Here is a 24,155-nt window from a genome sequence, read left to right on the forward strand (position 1 = left end):
TCCGGCAGCATCGCGAGCGCGCGCCGCTGCCGGCTCTCGGTCGCCATCGCCTCCGCGGTGGTCCGCTGCTCGTGGACCCACAGCCCGCCGAGGCCGAGAGCAGCCTCGGCTGCCGCCTCCGCGTCCGCTCCGCTCCGGGCCGCCTCGTGGGCGGCGAGGTACAGCTCACGGCTGCGCGCGAGCAGTCCGTCGACGTGCAGCACCCGCCGCGCCTCCGACAGCAGGTCCGCCGGCTCCGTGGCGACCGGCCCGCCCCGGACCCGTTCGCTCCCCTCGGAGACGGCCATCGTGGCGACAGCCTCGGGTGGCGTGGGTCCGGTCACGCAGGAAAGGAGCCCGGCGGACGCCGGGAGATACCTCCGCGCCTCACCGGGACCATTCGTAGCTGTGCTCGGGACGCCCTTGGGTCCCGTAGCGGAGCGACAGCGTCACGGCCCCGTCATCGACGAGGTCGGCAAGGTATCGCTGGGCCGTCGCGCGCGAGATGCCGAGGGCCTGGGACACGGCCAGCGCCGTCATCGAGCCCTCGTGGGACCGCAGCAGAGCGGCCACGGCCTTCGCGGTGACGGCGGACCGCCCCTTGGGCACCCGGGCGCGAGGCCTGGTATGCAGCAGGGCCGCGAGGTCGTCGATGTCCGCCTGGGTGACCGGACGGTCGGAGCGCGCCGCCTCGTGGAACCGCCCGTAGTCGGCCACCCGCTCCATGAGCAACGGCATCGCGAACGGCTTGACGATGTAGCCGACCGCCCCCTTGGCCAGCGAGCGGCGCACCATGTCCCACGAGTCCGCCGCCGTGACCATGAGCACCGAGGCATCGCTGGCGCCGATGAGGTCCGATCCGCTCCCGTCGGGTAGGTACTCGTCGGCGAGGACGAGATCGACCGGCTGGACGGCCAGGGCCTCCTGGGCCCCCGCCAGGGTGGTCGCCTGGCCGACGACGACGCAGCCGCGCTGTCGATCGAGGGCTGCCGCGTGGAGGGCGGCGACCCGGAAGTCGTCGTCGACGACGAGCACGCGCAGCGGCTCATTCATGCAGCCATCCCCTCATTCGGATACCGATTCCTCGATCGGCAGCCCACTGTGCCGCGAGCCGGTCGTGCGCCGCAGGGCGGTCCGCATGAGGGCCTGGAAGACCGCCCCGTGACTGTCGCCGCGTCCATCCTGGAGCACGACGTCCCCGCCGTGGTGCCGGGCCGTCGTCCGCGCGAGGGCCAGGCCGAGCCCGTGGCCGGATCGGTCGAGCTCCTTGGTCGTCCACCCGGAGGCGAAGACGTCGCCCTCGCGGTCCGGCGGTATGCCGTCGCCGCTGTCGATCACGTGGACCACGAGGTCGTCCTCGTCGGAGAGCAGCGACACCTCCACCCACGCCGGGCGCCGGTGCCCCCGGGCAGCGGCCCGGACGGCGTTGTCGAGAAGGTTCCCGATGACGGTGATCGTGTCGAGCGGCCTGACGAGCGTTCCCTCGACCCACGTGGCGTCGGTGACCCGGAGCTCGACCCCCAGCTCCGACGCCAACGCGCCCTTGGCCTCGAGGATCCCGTTGAGGTACGGATCCTCGACGCCTCGGCTCCACGACTCGGCGCCGGTGAGCTTGACGAGGTAGTCCTCCGCGTCGTCGTGATGGCCGAGATGGAGCAGTCCGGCCAGGGCGTGCAGCCGGTTCGTGTACTCGTGCGCCTGGGCCCGCAGGGCGTCCATCAACCCGCGGGTGGCCTCCAGCTCCCGACCGAGATCATCGAGGTCGGTCCGGTCGGCGAGCACCAGCACGACCCCGAGGTGGCGCCCGTGGCGCTCCACGGTGATCCGGCGGACCAGCAGGATGCGCCCGTTGAGCACCATGAGCCGGCCGGCCTCGGGCCAGTCCCGCGCACCCTCGCCGAGCAGCTCGACCAGCGGCGGCGGCAGACCCGACGCGGCGGCCGGCTGTCCGAGGACGACGCCGGCGTCGAGATAGCGGCGCACGACCTTGTTGGCCAGCCGCACGCGTCCGCCGGCGTCGACGGCGAGGATGCCCTCGAGCGCCCCGCCGAGGACGGCCGCATGCTCGCGGAGCAGGTCGGCCATCTCCTCCAGCTCCAGGCCGTGGGTGATCCGGTGCAGCCTCCGCGTCTGCCACACGACGGCGAGCAGGCTGATCGCCACCGCGAGCACGCCGACGCCGAGCATCACCGACGCGAGCCCTCGCTGCAGCTCCTGGACCGCGCTCAAGGAGATCCCCACCGACACCGACCCGACGACCCGACCCTCGGCGTCCCGCAACGGCACCTTGCCCCGGGCCGACCAGCCGAGGGTGCCACGCTCGATCGCCTCGGCATCGCGTCCGGAGAGTGCGACGGACGGGTCGGTGCTCACGACCTGTCCGACGAGATCCGGGTTCGGGTGGCTGTAGCGGACGCCGCGGCGATCGGTCACCACGACGTACAGCGCCTTCGTCCGACGCCGCAGCTGCTCCGTGCTGGCCTGGACGGGGCCGTCCGGGTCCGGCGGGTGGCCGGTGATCCACTCGGCGTAGCGCGGGTCGCTCGCTGCGGTGCGGGCGATGGCGAGGGCGGCGTCCTCCGCCTGCTGCTCGATGATCTGCCGGGCCGCGATGAGGGAGCCGCCCAGCGCGGCGACGATGACGACGGCCACGACCGCGACGAAGACCGCGGACACCTGGCCTCGCCAGGTGAGCGGACGAGGTCTCCGCGTCGGTGCAGCCACGGGGTGATCGTAGAACCCCGCGTCTCCGCGGACCGATGAGCGGAATGCGCAGAACGGCGTCTTGTACGCACAACCGGCCTTGTGCGCAGAAGGTGGATCGCCTCGCGCCGCGACCCCTATTGTCATCCGAACTCAGCGCATTGTCGCGCCCAGTTGGAGAAGGAGACCTCGGATGTTGGCCGCATGGGGACTGTCGATCGTTGTCATCTTCCTCGTGCTGATCATGACGAAGAAGGTCACGCCGTTCACCGCTCTCGTGCTCACGCCGGTGGTGATCGCCATCATCGCCGGCTTCGGCGGCCAGATCGGGAAGTTCAGCCTCGAAGGCGTAACCGGAGTGGCCACCACGGTCGTCCTGCTGCTGTTCGCCATCCTGTACTTCGGTCTCATGCTCACGGCGGGACTCTTCGACCCTCTCGTCCACGTCATTCTGCGTCTCGCGAAGGGCGACCCGCTCCGGGTCCTCGTGGGGACGGCCATCCTGGCCGCCGCGATCTCCGTCGACGGCGACGGCTCGACCACGACCATGATCACCTGCTCGGCGATGATCCCGGTCTACAAGAAGCTCAAGATGCGGATGATGGACCTCGCGGTCCTCATCATCATGGCCAACAGCATCATGAACCTCCTGCCGTGGGGCGGGCCGACCGCTCGGATCATCGCGGCGCTCAAGGTCGACGAGGGGGAGCTGCTGCGCAAGCTGCTGCCCGGCATGTTGATCGCCATCGTCTGGGTGATCGTGGTGGCGGTGCTGCGCGGCATCTCGGAACGCAAACGCCTCGGCATCGTCCACCTGAGCCCGGAGGAGATCAACAACCTCCACGTGAACGAGGTCACCGGCGGCGATCATCTCGAGGGCGATCGGCTCAAGCGGCCCAAGATGCTGTGGCCCAACTTCATCCTCACCGTGATCGTCATGATCATGCTCATCTTCGGCGGCATGGCATTCATCCCGAAGGTGCCGGCACCCATCATCTTCGAGGTCGGCTTCGCCATCGCGCTGCTCATCAACTATCCGCACCTGAAGGACCAGCGGCAGATCATCGAGGAGCACGGCGCCAACGTCATGCACGTCATCATCATGGTGCTGGCCGCCGGCGTGTTCATGGGCATCCTCAACGGCACGGGCATGTCGAACGCCATGGGCGTCTGGCTCGCCGATGTCGTGCCGTCGTCGATGGGTAGCCACTGGGCGCTGGTGACGGCACTCGCCTCAGCGCCGGGGACGTTCATGCTGAGCAACGACGCCTTCTATCTCGGCGTCCTTCCGGTCCTCGCCCAGACGGGCGCGAACTACGGGTTCACGCCGATGGAGATCGGTGTCGCCGCGACCGCGGGTCAGGCCTTCCACCTGCTGTCGCCGCTCGTCGGCTTCATCTACCTCCTGCTCCACCTCACCGGCGTCGACATGGGTACCTGGCAGCGAACGGCCGCGAAGTGGTCGATCGGAACCTTCATCATCTTCCTGGTCTCGATGGCGGTCTTCTCCGGCGTGCCGCTATGACCGCCACGACCCGGCCCTGAGGGCGGGGTCCGGTCGCGACAGCAGCGAGACGGCGGGCGCCGGGAGACGGCTCCCGGCGACCGCCGCGAGTCACGGATGACCCGTCACAGGTCGCCGCGTCGCACGGTGATGTGCACGGTGGCCCCCGGGGCGACACTCGCGCCACCTCCCGGCGACTGGGCGACGACCTCGAAGAAGGGATGGTCGCCGCCGCCGCCACCACCGTTGCCGATGCCCGGTCCCTCGGTGGCGAGGAACGCGTCCGAGGCACCCAGGCCGACCGGCTGCAGCGCATCGGTCAGCTCGGCGACCGGCCCCTGCACCGAGACCTGGGCCACGAGACCCGCGGCCTGGATCTCCGACACGGCGAACGCCCGCTCGGCGCCGATGACGTTGGGGACGGTCACGGTCGTCGGCGGCGGTGCGAGGTGCGAGACCTGGAGGGTCAGGGTGTAGTCGCCGTCGCCGTCGGTGAACTGGCGGGTCAGGGTGAACGACTGGCCCTGCTTGCCGATCTGGTCGATGATCGTCTGGCGGCTGAAGACGAAGGTCTGGTCGGCGATGTGGTCGTCGTCGAGGAAGCCGAGGAGCCACTTGACGACGGCGCCGACGCCGGTGACGACCGCGGACACCCAGGCGGCGACACCGCTCGCGGCGAGGACGGCCGCCGCCGCCGCGAAGGCTGCCGCGGTGGCATTCTGCACCTGGGTGGGATCGCCGTCGTCGTGCTCCCACAGCGACACGAGCGCTCCGATCTCGCCGTCCGGCAGGGGAGCCGGGCCGCCGCTCTGCCCCCAGATCCAGCCCTCGCCGGGACCGAACGAGACGTCGTCGCCGCTGTCGACGTCCTCGAACACCTGGCTCTTCGTCGTGACCGAGATCCCGCCGCCCATGGAGCCGAAGATCCAGTACGGCTCGTCGCTGCCCAGCCAGTCGATGCCGGTCTCGTCGGTGCAGTGGAACCCCGTCGCGCGGATGCTGAACGGGTCCGTCGTGGCGTCGGCCGGTGCGAGGTCCGCCTCGACGGCCCGCAGGTGCTCCGTGCCGGACGTGGCGACGACGCTGCGGCGCGGCCGCCGAGCCGACGCTCGGGACACGGTGCCCGCGTGGATGCCGGCGACGTCGACGTCCGTCGACGTCGGCATGGCGAGGACGGCCGCCTGCACTGCGGGGAGGTCGCGCTCCAGGTCGCCGAAGGTGTATGCCGTCGCCGGCGTGAGCTGCGCGTAGCCGGCGGGGAACAGCTCCCCTCGGGTGGCCGCCGACATCCCGGCATACAGCCGAGCCTGCTCGCCCATCTCGCCGGCGAAGCCGGCCTTCTCGAAGGCGCCGATGAGAGCCGCGTCGAGGTCGGTCGGCGCCTCTCCGGCCTCCTTCCGCGCGAAGGCGTGGAGGATGAGGGCCAGCAGCCAGTTCGCGTCCTTGCCGGCGCGCAGCTTGCGGCCGAGCGTGGCGTGCTTGCCGCGCTCGCCGACGATCTCGTCGAGGATCGCGGACCTCGCCCGGGTCACGGGTCGTGTCGTCATGGTCGTCTGCCTTTCGTCGTCGGAGTCGTGGACTCCGAGGCACCGTCCGGTGCCCTGACCCCAAGGCGTGACGTCGCCGTTCCATGGGTGTGACATGCCCGTTCCACGCCGGTATGCCGCGCTCACCCCATCCCGGGGACGAGTGGGTCCGGCGTGGGTCGCCTCACCGGCGCGGACGTTGCCGCGCCGAGACCGACTTGATGACGAGACGGGGTCCCTCGCCGTCCGACAGGGGACGGGCGGCGAGCTCCTCCGCCGCCGTGACGAGTGCGCTCACCTCGGGCCGGTCGAGGTCGGAGGCCTGCTCGATGCGGGTGTTGCGGACGACCTTGCCGGTCCCGCGCAGCAGGCCGGCGGGGTCGGGCAGCTCGGTGGCGCGCTGGGCGAAGACCAGGTTGACACCGCCCCGGTAGGCGGCGAGGGAGAAGACGGCCTCGGACGTCCGCTCGGTCGGACCGTAGCCGATGACGAAGAAGTTGTAGTTGTCGTAGACGAGCTCGACGGCTCGGGGGAACCGGGCCCGCATCCACGCTCGGCAGGCCCGAATTCGCTCCTGCATGGGCGGCGCGAACTTCTCGACGAACCCGGCCAGCTCCTCCTCGGCGGTCACGGTGGCACGCTACGACCGGCGGCGGCAGATGTCGATGCCGAGCGGTCCCGGAACGCCGGGGTCGAGGGGCCCCGGACCGTGGGAGAGCCGACCGGGGCCCGGGTCAGACCGTGCTCGGCTCCGGCCAGGAGCGGACACCGGCGATGAAGTCGGCCGGCCCGGCGGCGACGAGCAGGTGTGCCGTCTCGTCCCCGGGATTCGAGAGCGAGACCGCCTCGTCCTTCAGGACGAGCGCGGAGTCGCCGACGTGGACGTCGATGGACTCCTCGCCCTTGACGATCCGCACGAAGCCCTCGACCGGGGTGAGGATCACATCCGATCCGTTGTGCTTGTGGGTGGGCATCGCGGCTCCCGCGGGGACGACGACTCGCACGAGCCCGACGTCGGGGCCGCCCTCCTCGCCACCGAACAGCACGGTGACGACGGGGCTGTTCGGCGACGCGGGCTTGCGGACCAGGCCGTCCGCCTCGGTTCGGAGCTGCATGGTGGATCCTCTCGTGCTCGATGGGTGGGTCGGGTGAGTATCAGCCGGGCGGATCGGTGCGGTCGGCCCGGATGCCGTCTCCAGCATTCTTACGAGATGCTGGTTGTATAAACCCTAGGGCATGGGGCGGCGACCCGGAACCCCAGGACCGGGAGGCGACCTCGGGCCGCGACCGGCTCGTCGCGCCCCTGTTAGGGTTGCCTAACCTTCCTACCCGTCGGTCCGACCCTACGGAGCCACCCATGACAGTGACCGCACCGGAACGCCTCCGTCCGAGCCTCCAGCCCGCCGACGTCGACGCCGCGTTCGCCCGGATCGTCGACGAGCTGACCCGTCGGCGCCTCCTCGCCGGCGGACTGGGAGCGGCGTCCCTGCTCGGTCTCGCCGGTTGCGACAGCGCGGCCTCCACGGCATCGAGCCCCTCGCCGACCGCGCGGGCGGTGCGGCACAAGTACGGGACGACGCAGGTGCCACCCCGGCCCGACCGCGTCGTCACGCTCGGCTACACGGACGAGGAGCCGGTCCTGGCCCTGGGGGTCCGCCCGGTCGGCATCGTGCAGTTCTTCGGGGCGGATCTGGACGCGAGCTGGCCCTGGGAGAAGCAGCTGTGGAACGGCGCGAGCCCGCAGATCATCGGCGACCGCGACACCTACCACTTCGAGAAGATCGCGGCTCTCGAGCCGGACCTGATCATCGGCCTCTATTCAGGAATGACCGCCCGGGACTACACGACGCTGTCCGCCATCGCGCCGACGGTGGCCCAACCGAGCGGCTATGCGGACTTCGCCGCTCCCTGGGACGTGATCACCCGGATGGCCGGTCAGGCCCTGGGGCGTGAGAAGCAGGCCGACGACCTCGTCAAGCGCGTGCAGGCGCAGTTCGCCGACGCTCGGGCTGCCCACCCCCAGTGGGCGGGCAGGACCGTTGCGATCGCCGAGCCGTTCGAGGCCCACCAGTGGGCGGTCTTCGGCGCCGGCGACCCCAAGCTGCAGTTCGCCGAGGGTCTCGGGTTCACCGTCGCCCCCGAGGTCCGGGCCTTCAACCCGGGCGGAGACGTCAAGAACCTCAGCGTCGAGCGGTTGGACCTGCTCGACGTCGACTGCCTCATCCTGCTCGTCGACACCGGGGACCGGACCAAGGCCCAGGTCATGGCGGACCCGGTCTTCCGGAAGCTTCCCGTCTCGCGAGGTCGAACGCTGTTCCTCCCGTTCAGCCAGTCGCCACCCGTCGGGGCCGCGCTCGCCTACAACTCGGTGCTCAGCATCCCCTACGGCATCACGCACGCGGTCGAGGGCCTCGCCGGCCTCTCCGGTCTCGCCACCTCATGAGCCGGCCCGCCGCCTGACCCAGGCTCCACACCCAACCTCCCATCGCACGAGCGATGCGGGTCAGGGCGTCCCGGCCGTCCCGCTGCGAGGCCATCCGTCGAGCCCGGCTGAATCGCCGGTCACCGCCGAGGCGCGGCACCCGGACGATTCACGCAGCGGTCCGTCGGTGATTCCCGGGAGGTTTCCGGGCCCGCCCGGGCGAGGGGCGGCGGAAAAGGCATACCGGCATTTGGGCGCATCCACGGCGGCATTCCTGCGGAATCGCTGAGAATCGGAAGACCGCGAGCCATGGTGCGCCGTTGGCGCGGTATTGATGGGTTACGGTGGGGACCGTTCCTCAGATGTTCTGCCCGCCCGGCCGATGATGGAAGGAATGCGATTGTGGCGAAGCGCGTGGAAGTGACCCTGGTCGACGACACGGATGGCACGGCCGCGGATGAGACGATCTCGTTCGCACTCGACGGGGTGTCCTACGAGATCGACCTCAACCGGCACAACGCGGCGAAGCTGCGTCAGGGCCTGGACTCGTGGATCAAGTCCGCGAAGAGGTCGGGAGGGCGACGGTCCGCCAGGTCGTCGAGCGGGAACCGGGACTCGGGAGGTCGGCGCGATCTCTCGGCGGTCCGCGACTGGGCGCGCAAGCACGGGCACCAGGTGAGCGATCGAGGTCGGATCTCGACGGAGGTGCTGACGGCCTACGACAAGGCTCACGCGTAGCGGCGGCGGCCGGCCGGTCGTGCCTCGCACCGGCGCGCCGTCGAGTGTCGGCTCCGCATGGTGTGGTTCGTGCGCAGCAACCGGGATCGGCAGGCGCCCGTCCGCATGTCAGGTGAGCGTGATCCCGGCCGTCTGCGGGAGCTCGCGGCTCGAGGTGCCCACCCGGAGGTGGAAGAGGCCCGGCTCGAGGGCCCATGAGCCCGTCGCGACGTCCCAGTGCTCGAACAGCCGGCGCGGGATCTCGATGGTCACGGTCTCGACGCCGCCGGCCGGGAGCTCGCGCACGGCGGCGCCCGCATACCACATCGCCGGCCTCTCGACGGCGCTCTGCCGTCGGGACGCGTAGACCTGGACCACCTGGCGACCCCGCCGCGATCCGGTGTTGGCGAGCTGGGCCGTGATCTCGACCCCCGCCGCCGTCTCGCGGGCCGCGACGCCGCCGACCGACCAGTCGGTGTAGCCGAGGCCGTGCCCGAAGGCGTAGGCCGGTTCGCGCCCCGACCTCTCGTGGGCCCGGTAGCCGATGTCGAGGCCCTCGCTGTAGACGACATCGCCCTCCACCGGGAAGGGGGACGGCAGGCCCTCCTCGCCGGCCGGGAAGGTCACCGGCAGCCGGCCGCCCGGCTCGGCGACGCCGGTCAGGACGTCGGCGAGGGCCGGACCCATCTCCTGGCCTCCGAACCAGGTGAGCACGATGGCGGCGACGTCGTCCCGCCACGGCATGAGGACGGGTGCGCCGACGCTCACGACGACGACGGTGCGGGTGTTGACCGCGGCCACCGCGCTCACGAGGTCGTCCTGTCGCCCCGGCAGCCTGAGCGTCGTCCGATCGAAGCCCTCCGCCTCGTCCTCGGAGCTCGTTCCGACGAACACGAGGGCGACGTCCGCGCCGCGGGCGGCCTCGACGGCGTCGTCGATGAGCGCGTCGTCGTCCGGAGCGACCTCGTCGAAGCCGAGCCGGAGCGCCGCGACGGTGCGTCTCGCCGGCGTGTAGGTGAAGACGACGTCGACGGGCCGCCCGGCGGTCATCGCGAGCTCGACGACGGCTTGTGGTGGGAGGGACATCCCGATGACGGCGTCGGCGTTGATCGGCACGAGCTCGGCGTCGAAGCGGGTCTCGCCGTCGACGATGATCGTGGCGTACCCGGCGCCGGCTCCCGCGAACAGGTAGTCACCGCCCCGCGGCACCGTGAGCCGGGTGCTGGCGCGGATCGCCGCGACCTCGTCCTCGGGAACGCCGTCCGGATACCCCATTCCGTAGATGAGCGTGTCGAGTCGGTCCCGCAGCTCGCTGCCGAGGACGCGCCCTGCCGCGTCGAGGAACTCGACGAGCGCGACGCCACCCCCGCCCGGCGCGGTGCCGTTCGCCGCGGTCAGCGTCCTCACGAGGGAGACGGGGCGCGCGCCCTCCGCATGGCGCAGCCGGGCACCCGGCAGGGCGGCGGTCAGCGCCTCGAGGGGCGACACGGTCGCGGGGGCGATGACCGATGCGCTTCCGCCGCCGTTGCTCCGCGGCGTCGTCGCCCCGACGCCGATGAGCGCGACCGAGCCGAGGGTGGACGGATCCAACGGGAGGGTCCGTCCCTCGTTCCGCAGGAGCACGGTGCCCCGCGCGGCCGTCCGGCGCAGCAGCTCACGCACCTCGTCCGACTCCGCGACGGGAGGTCGGGGAAGCGATCGGACCTCGACGAGGGGAGCGATCCGGTCGAGCGCGCCAACGCGCGCGGCCAGTCTCAGCAGCCGCAGGACCTTGTCGTCGATCGTGTCCTCCGCCACGCGACCGGCCCGAACGGCGTCGAGCAGACCTGCGGCCCACGTCGTGTGCGGCCCGGGCATCGCGAGATCGGTGCCCCCACGGGCGGTGTCCTCCACGCTGCGGACGGCGCCCCAGTCGGAGACGACGAGGCCGTCGAAGGACCATTCCCCCTTGAGCACGTCCGTCACGAGGTCCGAGTCGGTGGCGAGCACCCCGTTGACCCGGTTGTATGCCGACATCACGCCGAGGCCGCCCGCTCGGACGATCTCCTCGAACGGCGCGAGATAGAGCTCGCGCAGGACCCGCTCCGCGACGACCGAGTTCGAGGTCAACCGGTCGGTCTCCGCCTCGTTCGCGACGAAGTGCTTCACCGTCGTGGCCGGGCCCTCCGCCTGCATACCCACCACCATCGCGGCGCCGAGCTGCGCCGTGAGCCACGGATCCTCGCTGAACGCCTCGAAATGGCGGCCGCCGAACGGGCTGCGCTGGAGGTTGACGACGGGACCGAGGATGACGTCGACACCCTTCCGGCGGGCCTCCCGGCCGATGACCCGGCCCATCGCAGCGGCGACCTCGACGTCGAAGGTCGCGGCGACGGCCGGAGTGGACGGCGTGTTGATCGACGTGTCCTCCTCCGACCAGCGCACCCCTCGGATGCCGACCGTGCCGTCCGAGAGGACGATCGAGCGCAGCCCGATCTCCTCGGCCGGGTAGGTGCTCCAGTGGTCGCGGCCCGAGAGGAGACGCACCTTCGTCGCGAGGTCGAGCCGCGCGAGCCGGGCGCGAAGCTCCTGCTCGGTCCGCTCACCATCGCGGCTGTGGACCTCGGACATCGCACTCCCTCCGTCGGTGTCTGGACGACCTGGACCGATCCGGCCGTCAACGCGGGCGCCGGTGGAGGACGTCCGCGAGCACGGTGGTCACCATCCTGCTCATCGTCGTCGTGCTCGGCGGCCCCGACTCGTGGTCCGAGACGAGCAGGTGCCCGCCGCCGACGAGGGACAGGCTGAGCGAGTCGATGTCGGCGTCGGCCGCGATGCGTCCGCGATCGCGCTCGTCCGCGAGGTATGCCGAGACGGCGGCCGTGGCGTCGGCGAGGATCGCGATGCCGCCTCCGGGTCTGGCGCGCCGGAGTCGAGCACGCAGCTCGTCCCGGAAGGTGATGAGCGGAATGATCGCCGACGGGACCGGCCCGAAGAGCGCGGTCAGCGCGGTCGCGAGGTTCCCGACCACCGTGCCTGTGCCAGCGGACTCGCGCAGCGCCTCCGCCTGCGCCTCGAGCTGGGCGGCGCGATCGAGGACGAGCTCGGCGAGGAAGGCGTCGAAGTCGGTGAAGTGGCGGTGGAGGACGCCCTTCGCGCAGCCCGCCTCGTCGGTGACCGCCCGGCTCGTCAGGCCGCTCGGACCCTCTTGGAGGAGCACGCGCTCCGCGGCGTCGAACAGCTGGCGGCGCGCATCGCGCAGATGGACCCCGGTCGGCACTCTCCGCTCCCCTCGATCCCGATGGGCGTTGCCTCGTGGGCAAGCGCCCATTATGGTGGGCGTATGCCCACGCTAGCGCACGGTCACCCCGAACGGCCGTCGCTGCAGCTCCACGCGGCGCGGCGGATGGCCGAGTCGTTCGGCACGGATGCGCCGGGGTACGACCGGGCTCGACCCGGCTATCCCGATGCCCTCGTCGCGCGGGTCGTCGCCGCAAGCCCCGGACGCGACGTGCTCGACGTCGGGTGCGGCACCGGCATCGCGGGCCGCCGGTTCCAGGCCGCCCGATGCACCGTGCTCGGCGTCGAGCCGGACGCCCGCATGGCGGCGTTCGCCCGCGACCACGGCCTGCCGGTCGAGGTCGCGACCTTCGAGGACTGGGACCCCGCGGGTCGGACCTTCGACCTGGTGATCGCCGCGCAGTCGTGGCACTGGGTCGATCCGGACGTCGGGGCCGCGAAGGCGGCCCAGGTGCTGCGTCCGGACGGGCGGCTGGCGATCTTCGGCCACGTCTACGAGCCACCTCCCGAGGTGGCCGAGCCGTTCGCCGTCGCGTTCCGGCGCGTGGTGCCTGAGTCGCCGTTCGCCGGCGGGTCCTCGCGCCGACCCGTGGAGGCCTACCAGGCGGCATACGCGACGGTGGCCGACACGATCCGCGAGACGCGTCGGTTCGGCGAGCCCGAGCAGTGGCGGTTCGACTGGGACCGGCCCTACACCCGTGAGGAATGGCTGGCGCTGCTTCCGACGACGGGTGGTCTCACGAGGCTCGACCCCGAGCGGCTGGCCGAGATCCTCGACGCGGTCGGCGCCGCGATCGACGACCTCGGCGGCTCCTTCACGATGCGCTACACCACCCTGGCGGTCACCGCGGCCCGCCTGTCGGTGGCATCGCCTCGCGATGCTCGGGAGACCTCGCCCAGGCCCGTTCAGTCCTGACCCTCCAACGCCCTGCAGATCGTCTCGACCAGATCGAGGAACGCGCTCGCGATGGAGTAGCTGTTCGCGATGAGGTAGCTGGAGCTGTAGACGTGACCGGCCTTGACGGCGGGGAGGTTCCGCCAGGAGGCGAGCCTGGAGACGTGCGGATCGATGTCGCGCAGGCAGAGGATCACATCCGCGTCGGCCAGCACGTCGAGGTTCTCCAGCGACTCGGTCTTCCAGTTGCCGCCGTTGCTGTCGACGGTGCCCGTGGCGTTGGGGATCTTCGCGCCCAGGGCTGCGAGCACACCGAGATCGTCCAGAGCGCCGTTCCCCGTGCCCTTGGGCACCTCGCGGCCCCAGCCCGAATCGTAGGTGTAGATCGACTCCCAGGTGTGCTTGGCGAACACCTCCTCGTACCGGGTGGCCAGACCGGTGAACCGGGACGTGTAGGCCTCCTTGACCCTGGTGAGCCGGTCGGCCCGGTTGACCGCGTTCGCGAACGCGTCGGCGACGTCCTGCCACGGCGGAGCGACACGCGGAAGGTCGGGGACATAGGTGGGAACGACGCTCGACAGCTTCGCGTACAGCGCGTTGTCGATGTAGAAGCGGGAGCCGATGACCAGGTCGGGCTCGAGCGCGATGACGAGCTCGGGGTCGACCTGTGTCGTCCCGATCGTCTTCAGCGTCGGGATCGCCCATTCGTAGCTCGGAGCGAGGCTCGTGTCCGCCGGGCTCAGCGTGCCGATCGGCGTGAGCCCCACGTCGAGACAGGTGGCCAGCGGCGAGTTGTCGACGGCGACGACCCGCTGGGGATCGGCCGGCAGGTGCGCCGGCCCGTATGCGGACTGCAGCGTCCGCGTCGTCGGCGCCGGGGACGACGGCTGGCGCGACCCCGAGCCGGACGAGCCGCACCCGGCCAAGCCGAGGAGGGCGGCGGCTCCGAGCCCCCCGCCGAGGAGGCCTCGTCGGGTCAGTTCGTCGACGATGCGGGCGAACTCGGTGTCGATGTCGACGGGCGTCGGGATGGCGAGGGATGTCATGGAATACCTCCGTGGCTCAGGTTAGGCGACCCAAAGTTAGGTAAGCCTAACGTCGTGCCATCCGACGTGGACGACCGGCCTGCGCGGCTCGATCGCCTCCTTGCTCTACGGCGTCGGCGCTGTCAGCCCGCGAACGTCGCGAAGGTCCAGTGGTTTCCGTCGGGGTCGGCCACCGTGAACTCGCGCGACGGATAGTCGGTCTGGTCGACGACGTCGTGGACGACCCTCGCCTCCAGAGCGCGGGCACGCTCCATCACGGCGTCCGGGTCGGTCGTGACGACGTGCAGCGAGCTCGTGCCCGGCCGGCACGGCGTGGGACGCTCGCCGGTGCTGGAGAGCATGACCCGCCCGCCGTCGGGCCAGTCGAGCTGGCAGTGGTGGATCGATCCGTCGTCCTCACCGGGGATCAGCAGGTCCTCGGTGAACCCGAGCGCGAGCAGCCAGTCGCGAAGTGCCCCGGCGTCGTCGCTGACGACGCTCGCCCAGATGCTCTGCTGCCGAACCCCACTGGCCCGAACCGCCATGGTCACCAGCGTAGCCGGGTGAAGACCGGTAGCGACGGTCAGGACGCGACGGGGTAGTGGCTGGGACGGCTTCGCTCCCACGCTCGGGCCGTGCCGACGGAGACGGTGAGCAGGACGGCGCTGCCCACCACGTCGAGGACGTAATGGTTGCCCGTGGTGATGACCACGGCAGCCATCAGGGCGGGAAACAGCCAGGCCAGCGGGGCGAGTCGCGGATGGCCGTCGCGGAGCGCCAGCCACGCCCCGTAGGCGCACAGTGCGGACCACCCCACGTGCAGGCTCGGCATCGCCGAGAAGTGGTCCTGCCCGTTGCCAGATCGACCGAGGCCGTGCTGCCGAACAGGTCGTGCCGGGCGACGAGGTCGACGATTCCGGGGAGTGCGAACCGCGGCGGAGAAAGCGGCACCAGCCAGAAGACGAGAAGCGCCAGGGGCGCCATCACCATGAGGGTCCGCCGAACCACGCGGTAGGTCTCGGGATGGCGGAACAACAACCACAGCAGTACCGCGGCCAGCGGCAGGTAGTAGAGCCGGTAGCTCAGCACGGCTGCCGACACCAGGACGGGGTGGCCGGCCAGCCAGTGGTCGGCTGCCGGCTCGAGGTCCACGTGCAGGGCATGCTCGGCCGACTGCAGCGTGTCCGCGTTCGCCGTTGCCGCAGCCACGTTCGTGCCGGCCCGATCGTGGAGCCAGGAGAAGAGCGCGGCACCGATGATCAGGCCCGCCAGCTCGGCCCCCGGCCGGCGCCACCGGGCCCCCGCCGGGAGCGACCGACGATCCGGAGGCGCCGACACCTCGGCGCGGTGCCGGCGCCACTCGCCTGGACCGGAGCCGGCCATCGGCCAAGACTAGGCCAGGTCGAGAGGCAGTTGTCCGGCTGCCCCGGGGAGCGGATAGACACGGGGACCCTGCCGAGTCCTTGTGGGGAAGCTGACATGAGTCGGGACTCCAACCAGCTTCCCCACAAGAGACTTTGAGCCCCGTCGTCGTGCCCCCGGCAGGAGCCGTCGTCGCGTCCGACGCTCGATCCTCGCGTCGTGCGCTCCTCCTCCCGTCATCATGCCCCCGGCAGGAGCCGTCGTCGCGTCCGACGCTCGTTCCTCGCGTCGTGCGCTCCTCCTCCCGTCATCATGCCGGGGGGCACGAGAATCGGGCTTTGACCAAGGCGCTTCGCGCCGAGGTCAAAGCCCGATTTTTCGTGCCCCCGGCAGGATTCGAACCTGCGCTCCCGCCTCCGGAGGGCGGTGCTCTATCCCCTGAGCTACGGGGGCGGCACGACGTCGGATCGGTGATCCGGCGTGCTCCGTGAGGTTAGCAGCCACGGGCCGGAATCCCCGAACCGGACGCCCGGCCCCAACCGTAGAATCGCCGGGTGACCCCCGAAGAGCTGTCTGGCGCGATCCGTGGCGCCCTCCTGCAGGCCGTCGGCGACGGCCGGCTGTCCGTCGCCGTCCCCGACGAGGTCAGGGTCGAGCGGCCGCGGCAGCGCGAGCACGGTGACTGGGCCACGAACATCGCCCTCCAGCTCGCCAGGAGCGCCGGTATGCCGCCGCGCGACCTCGCGGCGCTCGTCGCCGACGCGCTCGCGGCCGTCCCGGGCGTCAAGGCCGTCGACGTCGCCGGCCCCGGGTTCCTCAACATCACCCTCGACGCGGCGAGCGCGGGGGAGCTCGCCCGGACCGTCGTCGAGGAGGGCTCCGCATACGGCACGAACGACGCCGAGCGGGGGCACACGATCAACCTGGAGTTCGTCTCCGGCAACCCGACCGGACCCCTCCACATCGGCCACATGCGGTGGGCCGCCCTCGGCGACGCGCTGCGCCGGATCCTCGCCGCGTCGGGGGCGGCGGTCACCGCCGAGTACTACATCAACGACGCCGGCACCCAGATGGAGAAGTTCGCCGCGTCGATCCTCGCCCGGGCCCGGGGGACGGAGGTGCCCGAGGGCGGGTACCCGGGAGACTACGTCGCGCGGCTCGCCGAGCAGGTGCGCGCGGCGCGCCCCGACCTGCTGGACCTCGCCGAGGAGGAGGCCCTGACGGTCTGCCGCGACCTGGGCTACGACCTGCAGATGGCCGACATCCGGGAGACGCTGGCGCTCTTCGACGTCCACTTCGACGTGTGGTTCTCCGAGCGGACCCTCCACGAGTCGGGGTCCGTCGCGCGGGCCGTCGAGCGGCTCCGGGAGCAGGGCCATGTCTACGACGCCGACGGTGCCGTCTGGGCGCGGACGACGGAGTTCGGCGACGACCGCGACCGCGTCCTCGTCCGGTCCGACGGGTCCGTCACCTACTTCGCCGCGGACGCGGCCTACTACCTCTCGAAGAAGGACCGGGGCTTCCCCGAGAAGGTCTACATGCTCGGTGCGGACCATCACGGGTACGTCGAGCGGCTCAAGGCGATCGCCGCCTGCGCGGGAGACGACCCCGACGTCAGCATCGAGGTCCTCATCGGGCAGCTCATCAACATCGCCGGTGAGCGGATGGGCAAGCGGCGCGGCAACGCGATCTTCATGCGCGAGCTCCACGACTGGCTCGGCTCCGACCCGGTCCGCTACACCCTCGCCCGCTACCCGGCGGACTCGCCGCTGTCGCTCGACGGCGAGGAGATGCGCCGGCGGACCAACGACAACCCCGTCTTCTACGTCCAGTACGCGCACGCCCGGACCTGCAACGTCGCCCGGCTCGCGGCGGAGGACGGCGTCGACCGCGGCGACGGCTTCGCGCCCGAGCTGCTCACCGACGAGACGGAGGCGACGCTCCTCGCGACCCTCGCCGACTATCCGCGCGTCGTCGCCCAGGCCGGAGCGCTGCGCGAGCCGCACCGGGTGGCCCGCTACCTCGAGGACCTCGCGGCGCGCTTCCACAAGTGGTACGACACGTGCCGCGTCCGGCCGCAGAACGCCGACGAGGAGATCACCGACCTGCACCGGACCCGGTTGTGGCTCAACGACGCGACGCGCCAGGTGCTGGCCAACGGTCTCGGACTCCTCGGGGTGTCCGCCCCCGAGCGGATGTGACGTAGGTGCGCGCTCACGAGGCCGGCGCCCTCCACGCCGAGGGCTACGGCGGCCCCCCGATCTGGCTGCCCTACCCGGGCGACGTCATGGAGCTGCTCCCGCAGCTGTGGCCGTCGACGATCGGCCGCGACGCCGACGGCCGGCTCACCGTCGGGGGCGTCGACGTCGTGACGCTCGCGCGCGAGTTCGGCACTCCCGCATACGTTCTCGACGAGGAGGACTTCCGTATGCGGGCCCGCGCCTTCCGCGACGGGTTCGCCGCGCCCTTCGAGCCGGTCAGTGGGCGGGCCGACATCTACTACGCGGGCAAGGCGTTCCTCTGCACCGCGGTGGCCCGGTGGGTGGCGGAGGAGGGACTCTGCCTCGACGTGTGCAGCGGCGGTGAGCTCGCCGTCGCGCAGCGGGCCGGCTTCCCCGCCGAGCGGATCGGGTTGCACGGCAACAACAAGAGCGTCGCGGAGCTCGAGCAGGCGGTGTCCTACGGCGTGGGCCGGATCGTCGTCGACTCCTTCGAGGAGATCGAGCGGCTCGCCGACGTCGCGCGCCGGCACGGCGCCGTCGCCCCCGTCATGATCCGCGTCACCGTCGGTGTCGAGGCCCACACCCACGAGTTCATCGCGACCGGCCACGAGGACCAGAAGTTCGGGTTCAGCCTCCAGAACGGCCAGGCCGCGCAGGCGGCCCGAGCCGTCCTTCGGCATTCGGATGCCTTGCGGCTGGGCGGTCTTCACTCACACATCGGGTCCCAGATCTTCGACACCGGCGGGTTCGAGCTCGCCGCCCGCCGCCTCGTCCAGCTCCACGCGGCCGTCTGCGCCGAGCACGGCATCGCGATGGAGGAGATCGACCTCGGCGGGGGCTTCGGCATCGCGTACACGAGCCAGCACACGCCGATGGCGCCCGGCGAGCTGGGAGCCCAGCTCGCCGACCTCGTCGAGCGCGAGTTCACGGCGATCGGCGACGACCCGTCCTCCTGGCCGCGGGTCTCCGTCGAGCCGGGCCGGGCCATCGTCGGGCCGAGCACCGTCACCCTCTACGAGGTCGGGACGATCAAGGAGGTCGACCTCGGCGACGGCCACGCGCGGACCTACGTCTCCGTCGACGGTGGGATGAGCGACAACGTGCGGACCGCGCTCTACGAGGCCGACTACTCCTGCACGCTCGCCTCCCGCCGGTCCGACGCCGCGCCACGCCTCTCGCGCGTCGTCGGAAAGCACTGCGAGAGCGGCGACATCGTCGTCCTCGACGAGTACCTTCCGGCCGACCTGCGTCCCGGCGACCTCATCGCCGTGCCGGGCACCGGGGCGTACTGCCGGGCCCTGTCGAGCCAGTACAACCACACACCGCGCCCGCCCGTCATCGCCGTCCGCGACGGGTCGGCCCGGGTCCTCGTGCGCCGCGAGACCGTCGACGACCTCCTCGCCCTCGACCTCGGCTGACCCCGCGGGTCAGCGCAGGTGGGCGGCGAAGAGCGCCTCGAGCCGCTCCCAGTGGAGGGCGTCCGCCTCGGGCGAGTATGCCGACGTGTCGGCCATCGTGTAGCCGTGCGGCCCGGGGAACACCTCGTTGGAGAAGGTGAGCGCCGCCTCGGACAGGGCCGCGCCGAGGCGCTCGACGGCCTCCGGCGGCATCGACCGGTCGCCCTCGGCATGCCCGAAGGCGAAGGCGGCCCTGGCCGATCCGAGACCCCGGTGCGGGCTGTCGGGCTCGGTCGTCGCGAGCCCGCCCCCGTGCCAGCCGCCGACCGCCGCGACGTCGCCGGGGTGGGCGCACGCCAGCCCCAGCGCGTGCCGGGCTCCCATGCAGTAGCCGGTGAGCCCGATCCCGGAGGCGGCGACCTGGGGGAGGTCGCGCAGAGCGGCCACGTAGGCGGCGTGGTCCCCCGCCGCCCGCTCGGGCGTGAGGGCGGCGAGTCGCGGACGGACCTGGGCGAAGACCTCGTCCCGGCGTCCCGGCTCCCGCAGGTCCACCGTCGGGGCGACCTCGGCGACGCTCCCGGACCGGTAGAGGAGGTTCGGCGCGAGGACGGCATACCCCCATGAGGCGATCCGCTCCATCATCGTCGCGATCTGCGGGCGCAACCCGTAGGCGTCCATGAGGAACAGCACGCCGGGCACCGGACCCACGGCGTACGCCGGCAGGGCGAGCCACGCCTCGGCGGTGCCGTCAGGGCAGTCGATCGTCGTCGTCTCCATGGGCGCACGCTAGGCCTGCTTCCTGAGGTGGCGCACACGGGGGCGGCGGGGGCCGTCGGCGGCTCGCCCACGCAGGGTCCGTCCCCGGGCGCGGTGCGGTGGTCCGCATGCGGGACAATGGGCCGTCGCCGGGGCGGTATCGGCGAGGATGGGCGCCGCCCTGTCACGAGACGGGCACGACGAACAGGGACAGGTGAGATGAGCGGCAAGCAGGTCACGGGCGACCCGATCCGGGTCGCCCTCCTCGGGTGCGGTGTGGTCGGGTCGTCGGTCGCGACGATGCTGACGACGCACGCCGACGACCTCTCTGCTCGCGTCGGCGCCCCGCTCGAGCTCGTCGGGGTCGCCGTCCGCCGCCTCGACAAGGACCGCTCCGACCTCCCCGTCGACCCGGCGCTCTTCACGACCGACGCCGCCGACCTCGTCACGAAGGCGGACGTCGTCATCGAGGTCATCGGCGGCATCGACCCGGCCCGCGACCTCATCCTCTCCGCGATGAAGCACGGCGCCTCGGTCGTCACCGCCAACAAGGCGCTGCTCGCCGAGGACGGCCCGACCCTCTACGCCGCCGCGGACACGGCCGGGGTCGACCTCTACTACGAGGCCGCCGTCGCGGGGGCCATCCCCATCCTCCGGCCGATCCGCGAGAGCCTCGCCGGCGACGACGTCCGCCGCGTCCTCGGCATCGTCAACGGCACGACGAACTTCGTCCTCGACCAGATGGACACCTCGGGAGCCGGTCTGCAGGAGGTCGTCGAGGAGGCGCAGGCGCTCGGATACGCCGAGGCGGACCCGACGGCCGACGTCGAGGGGTTCGACGCGGCGGCGAAGGCGGCCATCCTCGCGAGCCTCGCCTTCCACACCCGCGTCTCCGGCGCGCAGGTCCACCGCGAGGGCATCACCGAGGTGACGGCCGCCGACATCCAGGCGGCCAAGGACATGGGATGCGTCGTCAAGCTCCTCGCGATCTGCGAGCGCTCCGGTGAGGGGGTCGAGGAGGGGATCAGCGTCCGCGTCCACCCCGCGATGATCCCGCGGTCGCACCCGCTCGCCAGCGTCCGCGACGCCTACAACGCCGTCTTCGTCGAGGCCTCCGCGGCCGGCCGGCTCATGTTCTACGGCAAGGGGGCGGGAGGCGACCCGACGGCGTCGGCCGTCCTCGGGGACGTCGTCGCGGTCGCCCGTCACAAGGTCGGCGGCGGGCGCGGACCGGGGGAGTCGGCATACGCGGACCTGCCCGTCCGGGACATGGGCCAGAGCCTCACGCGCTACCACATCAGCATCGACGTGGCCGACCTCCCAGGTGTACTCGCCCAGGTGGCAACGGTCTTCGCTGCCCACGACGTGTCCATCGAGACCGTGCGGCAGCAGGTGACGACGGGGAGCCGGGCCAACCTCATCGTCGTGACGCACCAGGCTCCCGACCGCGCTCTCGCGGCGACCGTCGAGGCGTTGGCCGAGCTGCCGATCGTCGACGCGGTGACCTCCGTCATGCGGGTCGAAGGGGAGTGACATGGCTCACCAGTGGCGCGGAGTGATCCGCGAGTACGCCGCACGCCTGCCGATGCTGAGGGACTCGCCCGTCGTCACCCTCCTCGAGGGCGGCACCCCGCTCATCCCGGCGGAGCGCCTGTCGCACCGCGTGGGGGCCCAGGTGTGGCTCAAGTACGAGGGCCTCAACCCGACGGGTTCGTTCAAGGACCGGGGGATGACGACGGCGGTCTCGTATGCCGCCGGTCGGGGCGCCAAGGTCGTCGTGTGCGCCTCGACGGGCAACACGAGCGCGAGTGCCGCGGCGTATGCGACGAAGGCCGGGATGCGATGCGTGGTCCTCGTCCCCGACGGCAAGATCGCGATGGGCAAGCTGAGTCAGGCCATCGCCCACGGCGCGACGCTCCTGCAGGTCGACGGCAACTTCGACGACTGCCTCACCATCGCCCGCAAGCTCGACGAGGTCTACCCCGTCGAGCTCGTCAACTCCGTCAACCCGGCCCGCATCGAGGGTCAGAAGACGGCCGCCTTCGAGGTCGTCGACGCCCTCGGCGACGCACCCGACATCCACGTCCTCCCCGTCGGGAACGCCGGCAACATCACGGCCTACTGGAAGGGCTACTCCGAGTACTTCCACGGGTCGTCCGAGCCGGGTCCGGCGAGCCACCGACCGCGGATGTGGGGCTTCCAGGCCGCCGGCGCCGCGCCCATCGTCCTCGGCCACCCCGTCGACCACCCGGAGACGATCGCCACGGCGATCCGCATCGGCAACCCCGCGAGCTGGCGGCAGGCCGAGGCGGCCCGCGACGAGTCGGGCGGGCTCATCGACTCGGTGACCGACGAGCAGATCCTCGCCGCCCACCGCCTGCTCTCGAGCACCGAGGGCGTCTTCGTCGAGCCCGGCTCGGCGGCCTCCGTCGCCGGTCTCCTCAAGGCGCACGAGGCCGGCCTCGTACCCGGCGGCGCGACGGTCGTGTGCACGGTGACCGGCCACGGGCTGAAGGACCCGCAGTGGGCCCTGCGCGAGGCGGACGGCTCGGAGGTGCAGCCCGTCCGCGTGCCCGTCGACGTCGTGTCGGTCGCTCGCGCCCTCGGCCTCGACGGCTGAGGAGCGCAATGCCGAGCGGTATGCCGTCGCCGGTCCCGGTCGGCGCGACCGTCACCGTGCGTGTCCCGGCGAGCAGCGCGAACCTCGGGCCGGGCTTCGACTCCGTCGGCCTGGCTCTCGGGGTGTGGGACGAGTGCCGCGTCACGGTCGTCGAGGCGCCCGGTGTCGCGATCACGGTGTCCGGCGAGGGGGAGGGGAGCGTACCGCTCGACGCCTCCCATCTCGTCCACCGGACGATGGTCACGGCGTGGCGTGAGCTGGGTGTCGAGCCGCCGGTCGGGCTGCGCCTCGACTGCGTCAACGAGGTCCCCCACGGTCGGGGAATGGGGTCTTCCGCCACGGCCATCGTGACGGGAGTCGTTGCGGCGCAGGCCCTTCACACGCAGACCTCCGGTCCTTCGGGCCGTGCGGGCACAGCTGGTGATGCGCCGACCTCGGGTCGTGCAGGAACGGCTGGCGATGCGCCGACCTCCGGCGCCGACCTGGATCTCGACTGGGCGGGCGACCTGGCCTCCCGGCTCGAGGGTCACCCCGACAACGCCTCGGCGAGCGTCTACGGCGGGCTGACCCTGTCCTGGTCGGACGAGCCGGGAGTCGCGGGATCCACGCGCACCGTCCGGCTGCGTCCGGACCCCCGGGTGGAGGTCGTCGTCTTCGTCCCGGTCGAGCAGCTGTCGACGGCCCGCGCCCGCTCCGTCCTTCCCGTCCAGGTGCGCCTCGGCGACGCCGCGGCGAACTCGGCGCGAGCCGCCCTCCTCGTCCACGCGGCGACGAGCGACCCCTCGCTCCTGCTGCCCGCGACGCGGGAGTGGCTGCACCAGGACGCCCGGCGCCCCTCGTATGCGGCGTCCATGGCGCTCGTCGACAGGTTGCGCGCCGCCGGTCACGCCGCCGTCATCTCCGGTGCCGGGCCGTCGGTCCTCGTCCTCGGCACCCGTGAGTCCGCGTCCGCCGCCGCCGACCTCGCGCCCCGGGGCTGGCGTGTGCTCCGGCCCGGCATCCCCCTCCGCGGAGCCCACCTCGTCGAGGCATCCCGCCCGGTCGGGGGCTGAGCACCACCATCGTGCCCGCAGCCGGCTGGGGCCGGTGCCGTCCTTCGGGATTGCCCAGGTGGCGGTCTGGCACCCGATCGGGGCTTGTGCACCACCGATCCACGCCCGGTCGGCCGGTGCGGTGGCGGTCTGGTACCCGATCGGGGCCTGTGCACCACCGATCCACGCCCGGCCGAACCGTCCGGAACAAGAGACCCGCATGTCGGTGTTGACGCACGTGCACCGAGTCGGTGCTACATTGATCGAGACACCGCGGCATACCGGGACCGGTTCCCGAAGACCGTCCGCGGTCTCACCCTTTCACGCGAGACCAGCGCACCAGCGCGTCGTGGTCACCGTCCACGCCGATCTGGCCCGCAGCTGTCCGACCTCGCGCGATCGACGATCACGTCCGTGACCGTCCGACCCACCGGACCCGCCTCTCCGCGCGGGCCACAACGAGGGGGAAGGATCCTTCGTGACTGACACCACCACACTCGAGGCTGCCAGCGCTCCCGCGCCGCGCCGCTCCGGCTCGCTCTCGGCGCTCAAGCTCGCCGAGCTGCAGGGCCTCGCCTCGAGCTTGGGCATCTCGGGCACCGGGAAGATGCGCAAGAGCGACCTCGTCGAGGCCATCAAGGCCCGGCAGGGCGGCGCCCCGGCCCCGCAGACCGCCCGCACGGCCGCGCCACGCCGCGCCACCAAGTCCGCCGGCCC

At 71.9% G+C, this 24,155-nt stretch carries 22 protein-coding genes, 1 tRNA gene and 1 pseudogene; 10 read left to right on the forward strand and 14 right to left on the reverse strand.

Annotation, left to right across the window (positions count from 1 at the left end; translation table 11 throughout):
• From BN12_RS25230 to BN12_RS13940, 3 genes are all read right to left on the reverse strand, one after another.
• Window positions 1–287: hypothetical protein (locus BN12_RS25230; protein ID WP_200901218.1), on the reverse strand; the 287-nt coding region annotated here is incomplete at its 3' end.
• Window positions 288–366: 79 nt separating this feature from the next.
• Window positions 367–1,032, reverse strand: a complete 666-nt coding sequence (locus tag BN12_RS13935; protein ID WP_048553337.1) for a response regulator — start codon at window positions 1,030–1,032, stop codon at window positions 367–369.
• 12 nt (window positions 1,033–1,044) lie between these two features.
• Window positions 1,045–2,703 carry a sensor histidine kinase gene (locus tag BN12_RS13940; protein WP_048553339.1) on the reverse strand — a complete coding sequence of 553 codons (1,659 nt, stop codon included), beginning with the start codon at window positions 2,701–2,703 and terminating at the stop codon, window positions 1,045–1,047.
• Window positions 2,704–2,875: 172 nt separating this feature from the next.
• Between BN12_RS13940 and BN12_RS13945 the strand changes: the two genes are divergently transcribed.
• On the forward strand, window positions 2,876–4,207 hold the full coding sequence (locus BN12_RS13945) for a CitMHS family transporter (protein WP_048553341.1): 1,332 nt from the start codon (window positions 2,876–2,878) through the stop codon (window positions 4,205–4,207).
• A 104-nt stretch (window positions 4,208–4,311) separates the two neighbouring features.
• On the opposite strand, the gene BN12_RS13950 is transcribed toward BN12_RS13945, so the two are convergent.
• The 3 genes from BN12_RS13950 to BN12_RS13960 form a co-directional block, all read right to left on the reverse strand.
• Window positions 4,312–5,733, reverse strand: coding sequence for a hypothetical protein (locus BN12_RS13950; RefSeq protein ID WP_157635490.1), 1,422 nt, complete (start codon window positions 5,731–5,733; stop codon window positions 4,312–4,314).
• 163 nt (window positions 5,734–5,896) lie between these two features.
• Complete coding sequence (locus tag BN12_RS13955; protein ID WP_048553345.1) at window positions 5,897–6,343, reverse strand: DUF1801 domain-containing protein; 447 nt, start codon at window positions 6,341–6,343, stop codon at window positions 5,897–5,899.
• 103 nt (window positions 6,344–6,446) lie between these two features.
• Window positions 6,447–6,827 carry a cupin domain-containing protein gene (locus BN12_RS13960; protein WP_048553347.1) on the reverse strand — a complete coding sequence of 127 codons (381 nt, stop codon included), beginning with the start codon at window positions 6,825–6,827 and terminating at the stop codon, window positions 6,447–6,449.
• A gap of 242 nt (window positions 6,828–7,069) precedes the next feature.
• Here BN12_RS13960 and BN12_RS13965 point away from each other — a divergent pair, with 242 nt between their 5' ends.
• Window positions 7,070–8,155: an iron-siderophore ABC transporter substrate-binding protein gene (locus tag BN12_RS13965; RefSeq protein ID WP_048553349.1), complete on the forward strand. Its 1,086-nt coding sequence runs from the start codon at window positions 7,070–7,072 to the stop codon at window positions 8,153–8,155.
• 381 nt (window positions 8,156–8,536) lie between these two features.
• Window positions 8,537–8,872 carry a histone-like nucleoid-structuring protein Lsr2 gene (locus BN12_RS13970; protein ID WP_048553351.1) on the forward strand — a complete coding sequence of 112 codons (336 nt, stop codon included), beginning with the start codon at window positions 8,537–8,539 and terminating at the stop codon, window positions 8,870–8,872.
• A 108-nt stretch (window positions 8,873–8,980) separates the two neighbouring features.
• On the opposite strand, the gene BN12_RS13975 is transcribed toward BN12_RS13970, so the two are convergent.
• The gene (locus BN12_RS13975) at window positions 8,981–11,461 is read right to left on the reverse strand and encodes a beta-glucosidase family protein (protein ID WP_048553353.1); all 2,481 of its coding nucleotides are present in this window, start codon (window positions 11,459–11,461) and stop codon (window positions 8,981–8,983) included.
• A 46-nt stretch (window positions 11,462–11,507) separates the two neighbouring features.
• Complete coding sequence (locus BN12_RS13980; RefSeq protein WP_048553355.1) at window positions 11,508–12,110, reverse strand: TetR/AcrR family transcriptional regulator; 603 nt, start codon at window positions 12,108–12,110, stop codon at window positions 11,508–11,510.
• A gap of 63 nt (window positions 12,111–12,173) precedes the next feature.
• On the opposite strand from BN12_RS13980, the gene BN12_RS13985 reads away from it, so the two are divergent.
• Window positions 12,174–13,046, forward strand: a complete 873-nt coding sequence (locus tag BN12_RS13985; protein WP_048553358.1) for a class I SAM-dependent methyltransferase — start codon at window positions 12,174–12,176, stop codon at window positions 13,044–13,046.
• Here BN12_RS13985 and BN12_RS13990 read toward each other — a convergent pair.
• From BN12_RS13990 to BN12_RS14005, 5 genes and pseudogenes are all read right to left on the reverse strand, one after another.
• The gene (locus tag BN12_RS13990) at window positions 13,037–14,071 is read right to left on the reverse strand and encodes an ABC transporter substrate-binding protein (protein WP_048553359.1); all 1,035 of its coding nucleotides are present in this window, start codon (window positions 14,069–14,071) and stop codon (window positions 13,037–13,039) included. The two genes, BN12_RS13985 and BN12_RS13990, sit on opposite strands and share 10 nt — an antisense overlap.
• 122 nt (window positions 14,072–14,193) lie before the next feature.
• On the reverse strand, window positions 14,194–14,595 hold the full coding sequence (locus BN12_RS13995) for a VOC family protein (RefSeq protein WP_048553361.1): 402 nt from the start codon (window positions 14,593–14,595) through the stop codon (window positions 14,194–14,196).
• Window positions 14,596–14,633: 38 nt separating this feature from the next.
• The gene (locus BN12_RS26500; protein WP_327152700.1) at window positions 14,634–15,008 is read right to left on the reverse strand and encodes a phosphatase PAP2 family protein; all 375 of its coding nucleotides are present in this window, start codon (window positions 15,006–15,008) and stop codon (window positions 14,634–14,636) included.
• Window positions 14,942–15,433, reverse strand: a pseudogene (locus BN12_RS14000) (phosphatase PAP2 family protein); the annotation flags it as partial. The gene BN12_RS26500 and the pseudogene BN12_RS14000, both read right to left, overlap by 67 nt.
• A 360-nt stretch (window positions 15,434–15,793) precedes the next feature.
• Window positions 15,794–15,865, reverse strand: a tRNA-Arg gene (locus BN12_RS14005).
• Window positions 15,866–15,966: 101 nt separating this feature from the next.
• Here BN12_RS14005 and argS point away from each other — a divergent pair.
• Together argS and lysA are read left to right on the forward strand one after the other, a co-directional pair.
• Window positions 15,967–17,613: an arginine--tRNA ligase gene (argS, locus tag BN12_RS14010; RefSeq protein WP_048553363.1), complete on the forward strand. Its 1,647-nt coding sequence runs from the start codon at window positions 15,967–15,969 to the stop codon at window positions 17,611–17,613.
• 5 nt (window positions 17,614–17,618) lie between these two features.
• A complete protein-coding gene (gene lysA / locus BN12_RS14015; RefSeq protein ID WP_048553365.1) occupies window positions 17,619–19,052 on the forward strand; it encodes a diaminopimelate decarboxylase in 1,434 nt (477 codons plus the stop codon).
• Window positions 19,053–19,061: 9 nt separating this feature from the next.
• Here lysA and BN12_RS14020 read toward each other — a convergent pair whose 3' ends face one another.
• The gene (locus tag BN12_RS14020; protein WP_048553366.1) at window positions 19,062–19,808 is read right to left on the reverse strand and encodes a dienelactone hydrolase family protein; all 747 of its coding nucleotides are present in this window, start codon (window positions 19,806–19,808) and stop codon (window positions 19,062–19,064) included.
• 198 nt (window positions 19,809–20,006) lie between these two features.
• Between BN12_RS14020 and BN12_RS14025 the strand changes: the two genes are divergently transcribed.
• From BN12_RS14025 to BN12_RS14040, 4 genes are all read left to right on the forward strand, one after another.
• Window positions 20,007–21,320: a homoserine dehydrogenase gene (locus BN12_RS14025; protein ID WP_048553369.1), complete on the forward strand. Its 1,314-nt coding sequence runs from the start codon at window positions 20,007–20,009 to the stop codon at window positions 21,318–21,320.
• Window position 21,321: 1 nt separating this feature from the next.
• Window positions 21,322–22,407 (forward strand): threonine synthase, encoded by a 1,086-nt coding sequence (gene thrC, locus BN12_RS14030; RefSeq protein ID WP_048553372.1) that lies wholly within the window; start codon window positions 21,322–21,324, stop codon window positions 22,405–22,407.
• An 8-nt stretch (window positions 22,408–22,415) separates the two neighbouring features.
• Window positions 22,416–23,459 carry a homoserine kinase gene (locus BN12_RS14035; RefSeq protein WP_048553375.1) on the forward strand — a complete coding sequence of 348 codons (1,044 nt, stop codon included), beginning with the start codon at window positions 22,416–22,418 and terminating at the stop codon, window positions 23,457–23,459.
• Window positions 23,460–23,916: 457 nt separating this feature from the next.
• The coding region (locus tag BN12_RS14040) for a Rho termination factor N-terminal domain-containing protein (protein ID WP_048553377.1) at window positions 23,917–24,155 on the forward strand (239 nt) is incomplete at its 3' end.

It is taken from the genome of Nostocoides japonicum T1-X7, from assembly GCF_001046855.1.
Classification (GTDB): Bacteria; Actinomycetota; Actinomycetes; order Actinomycetales; family Dermatophilaceae; genus Nostocoides; species Nostocoides japonicum.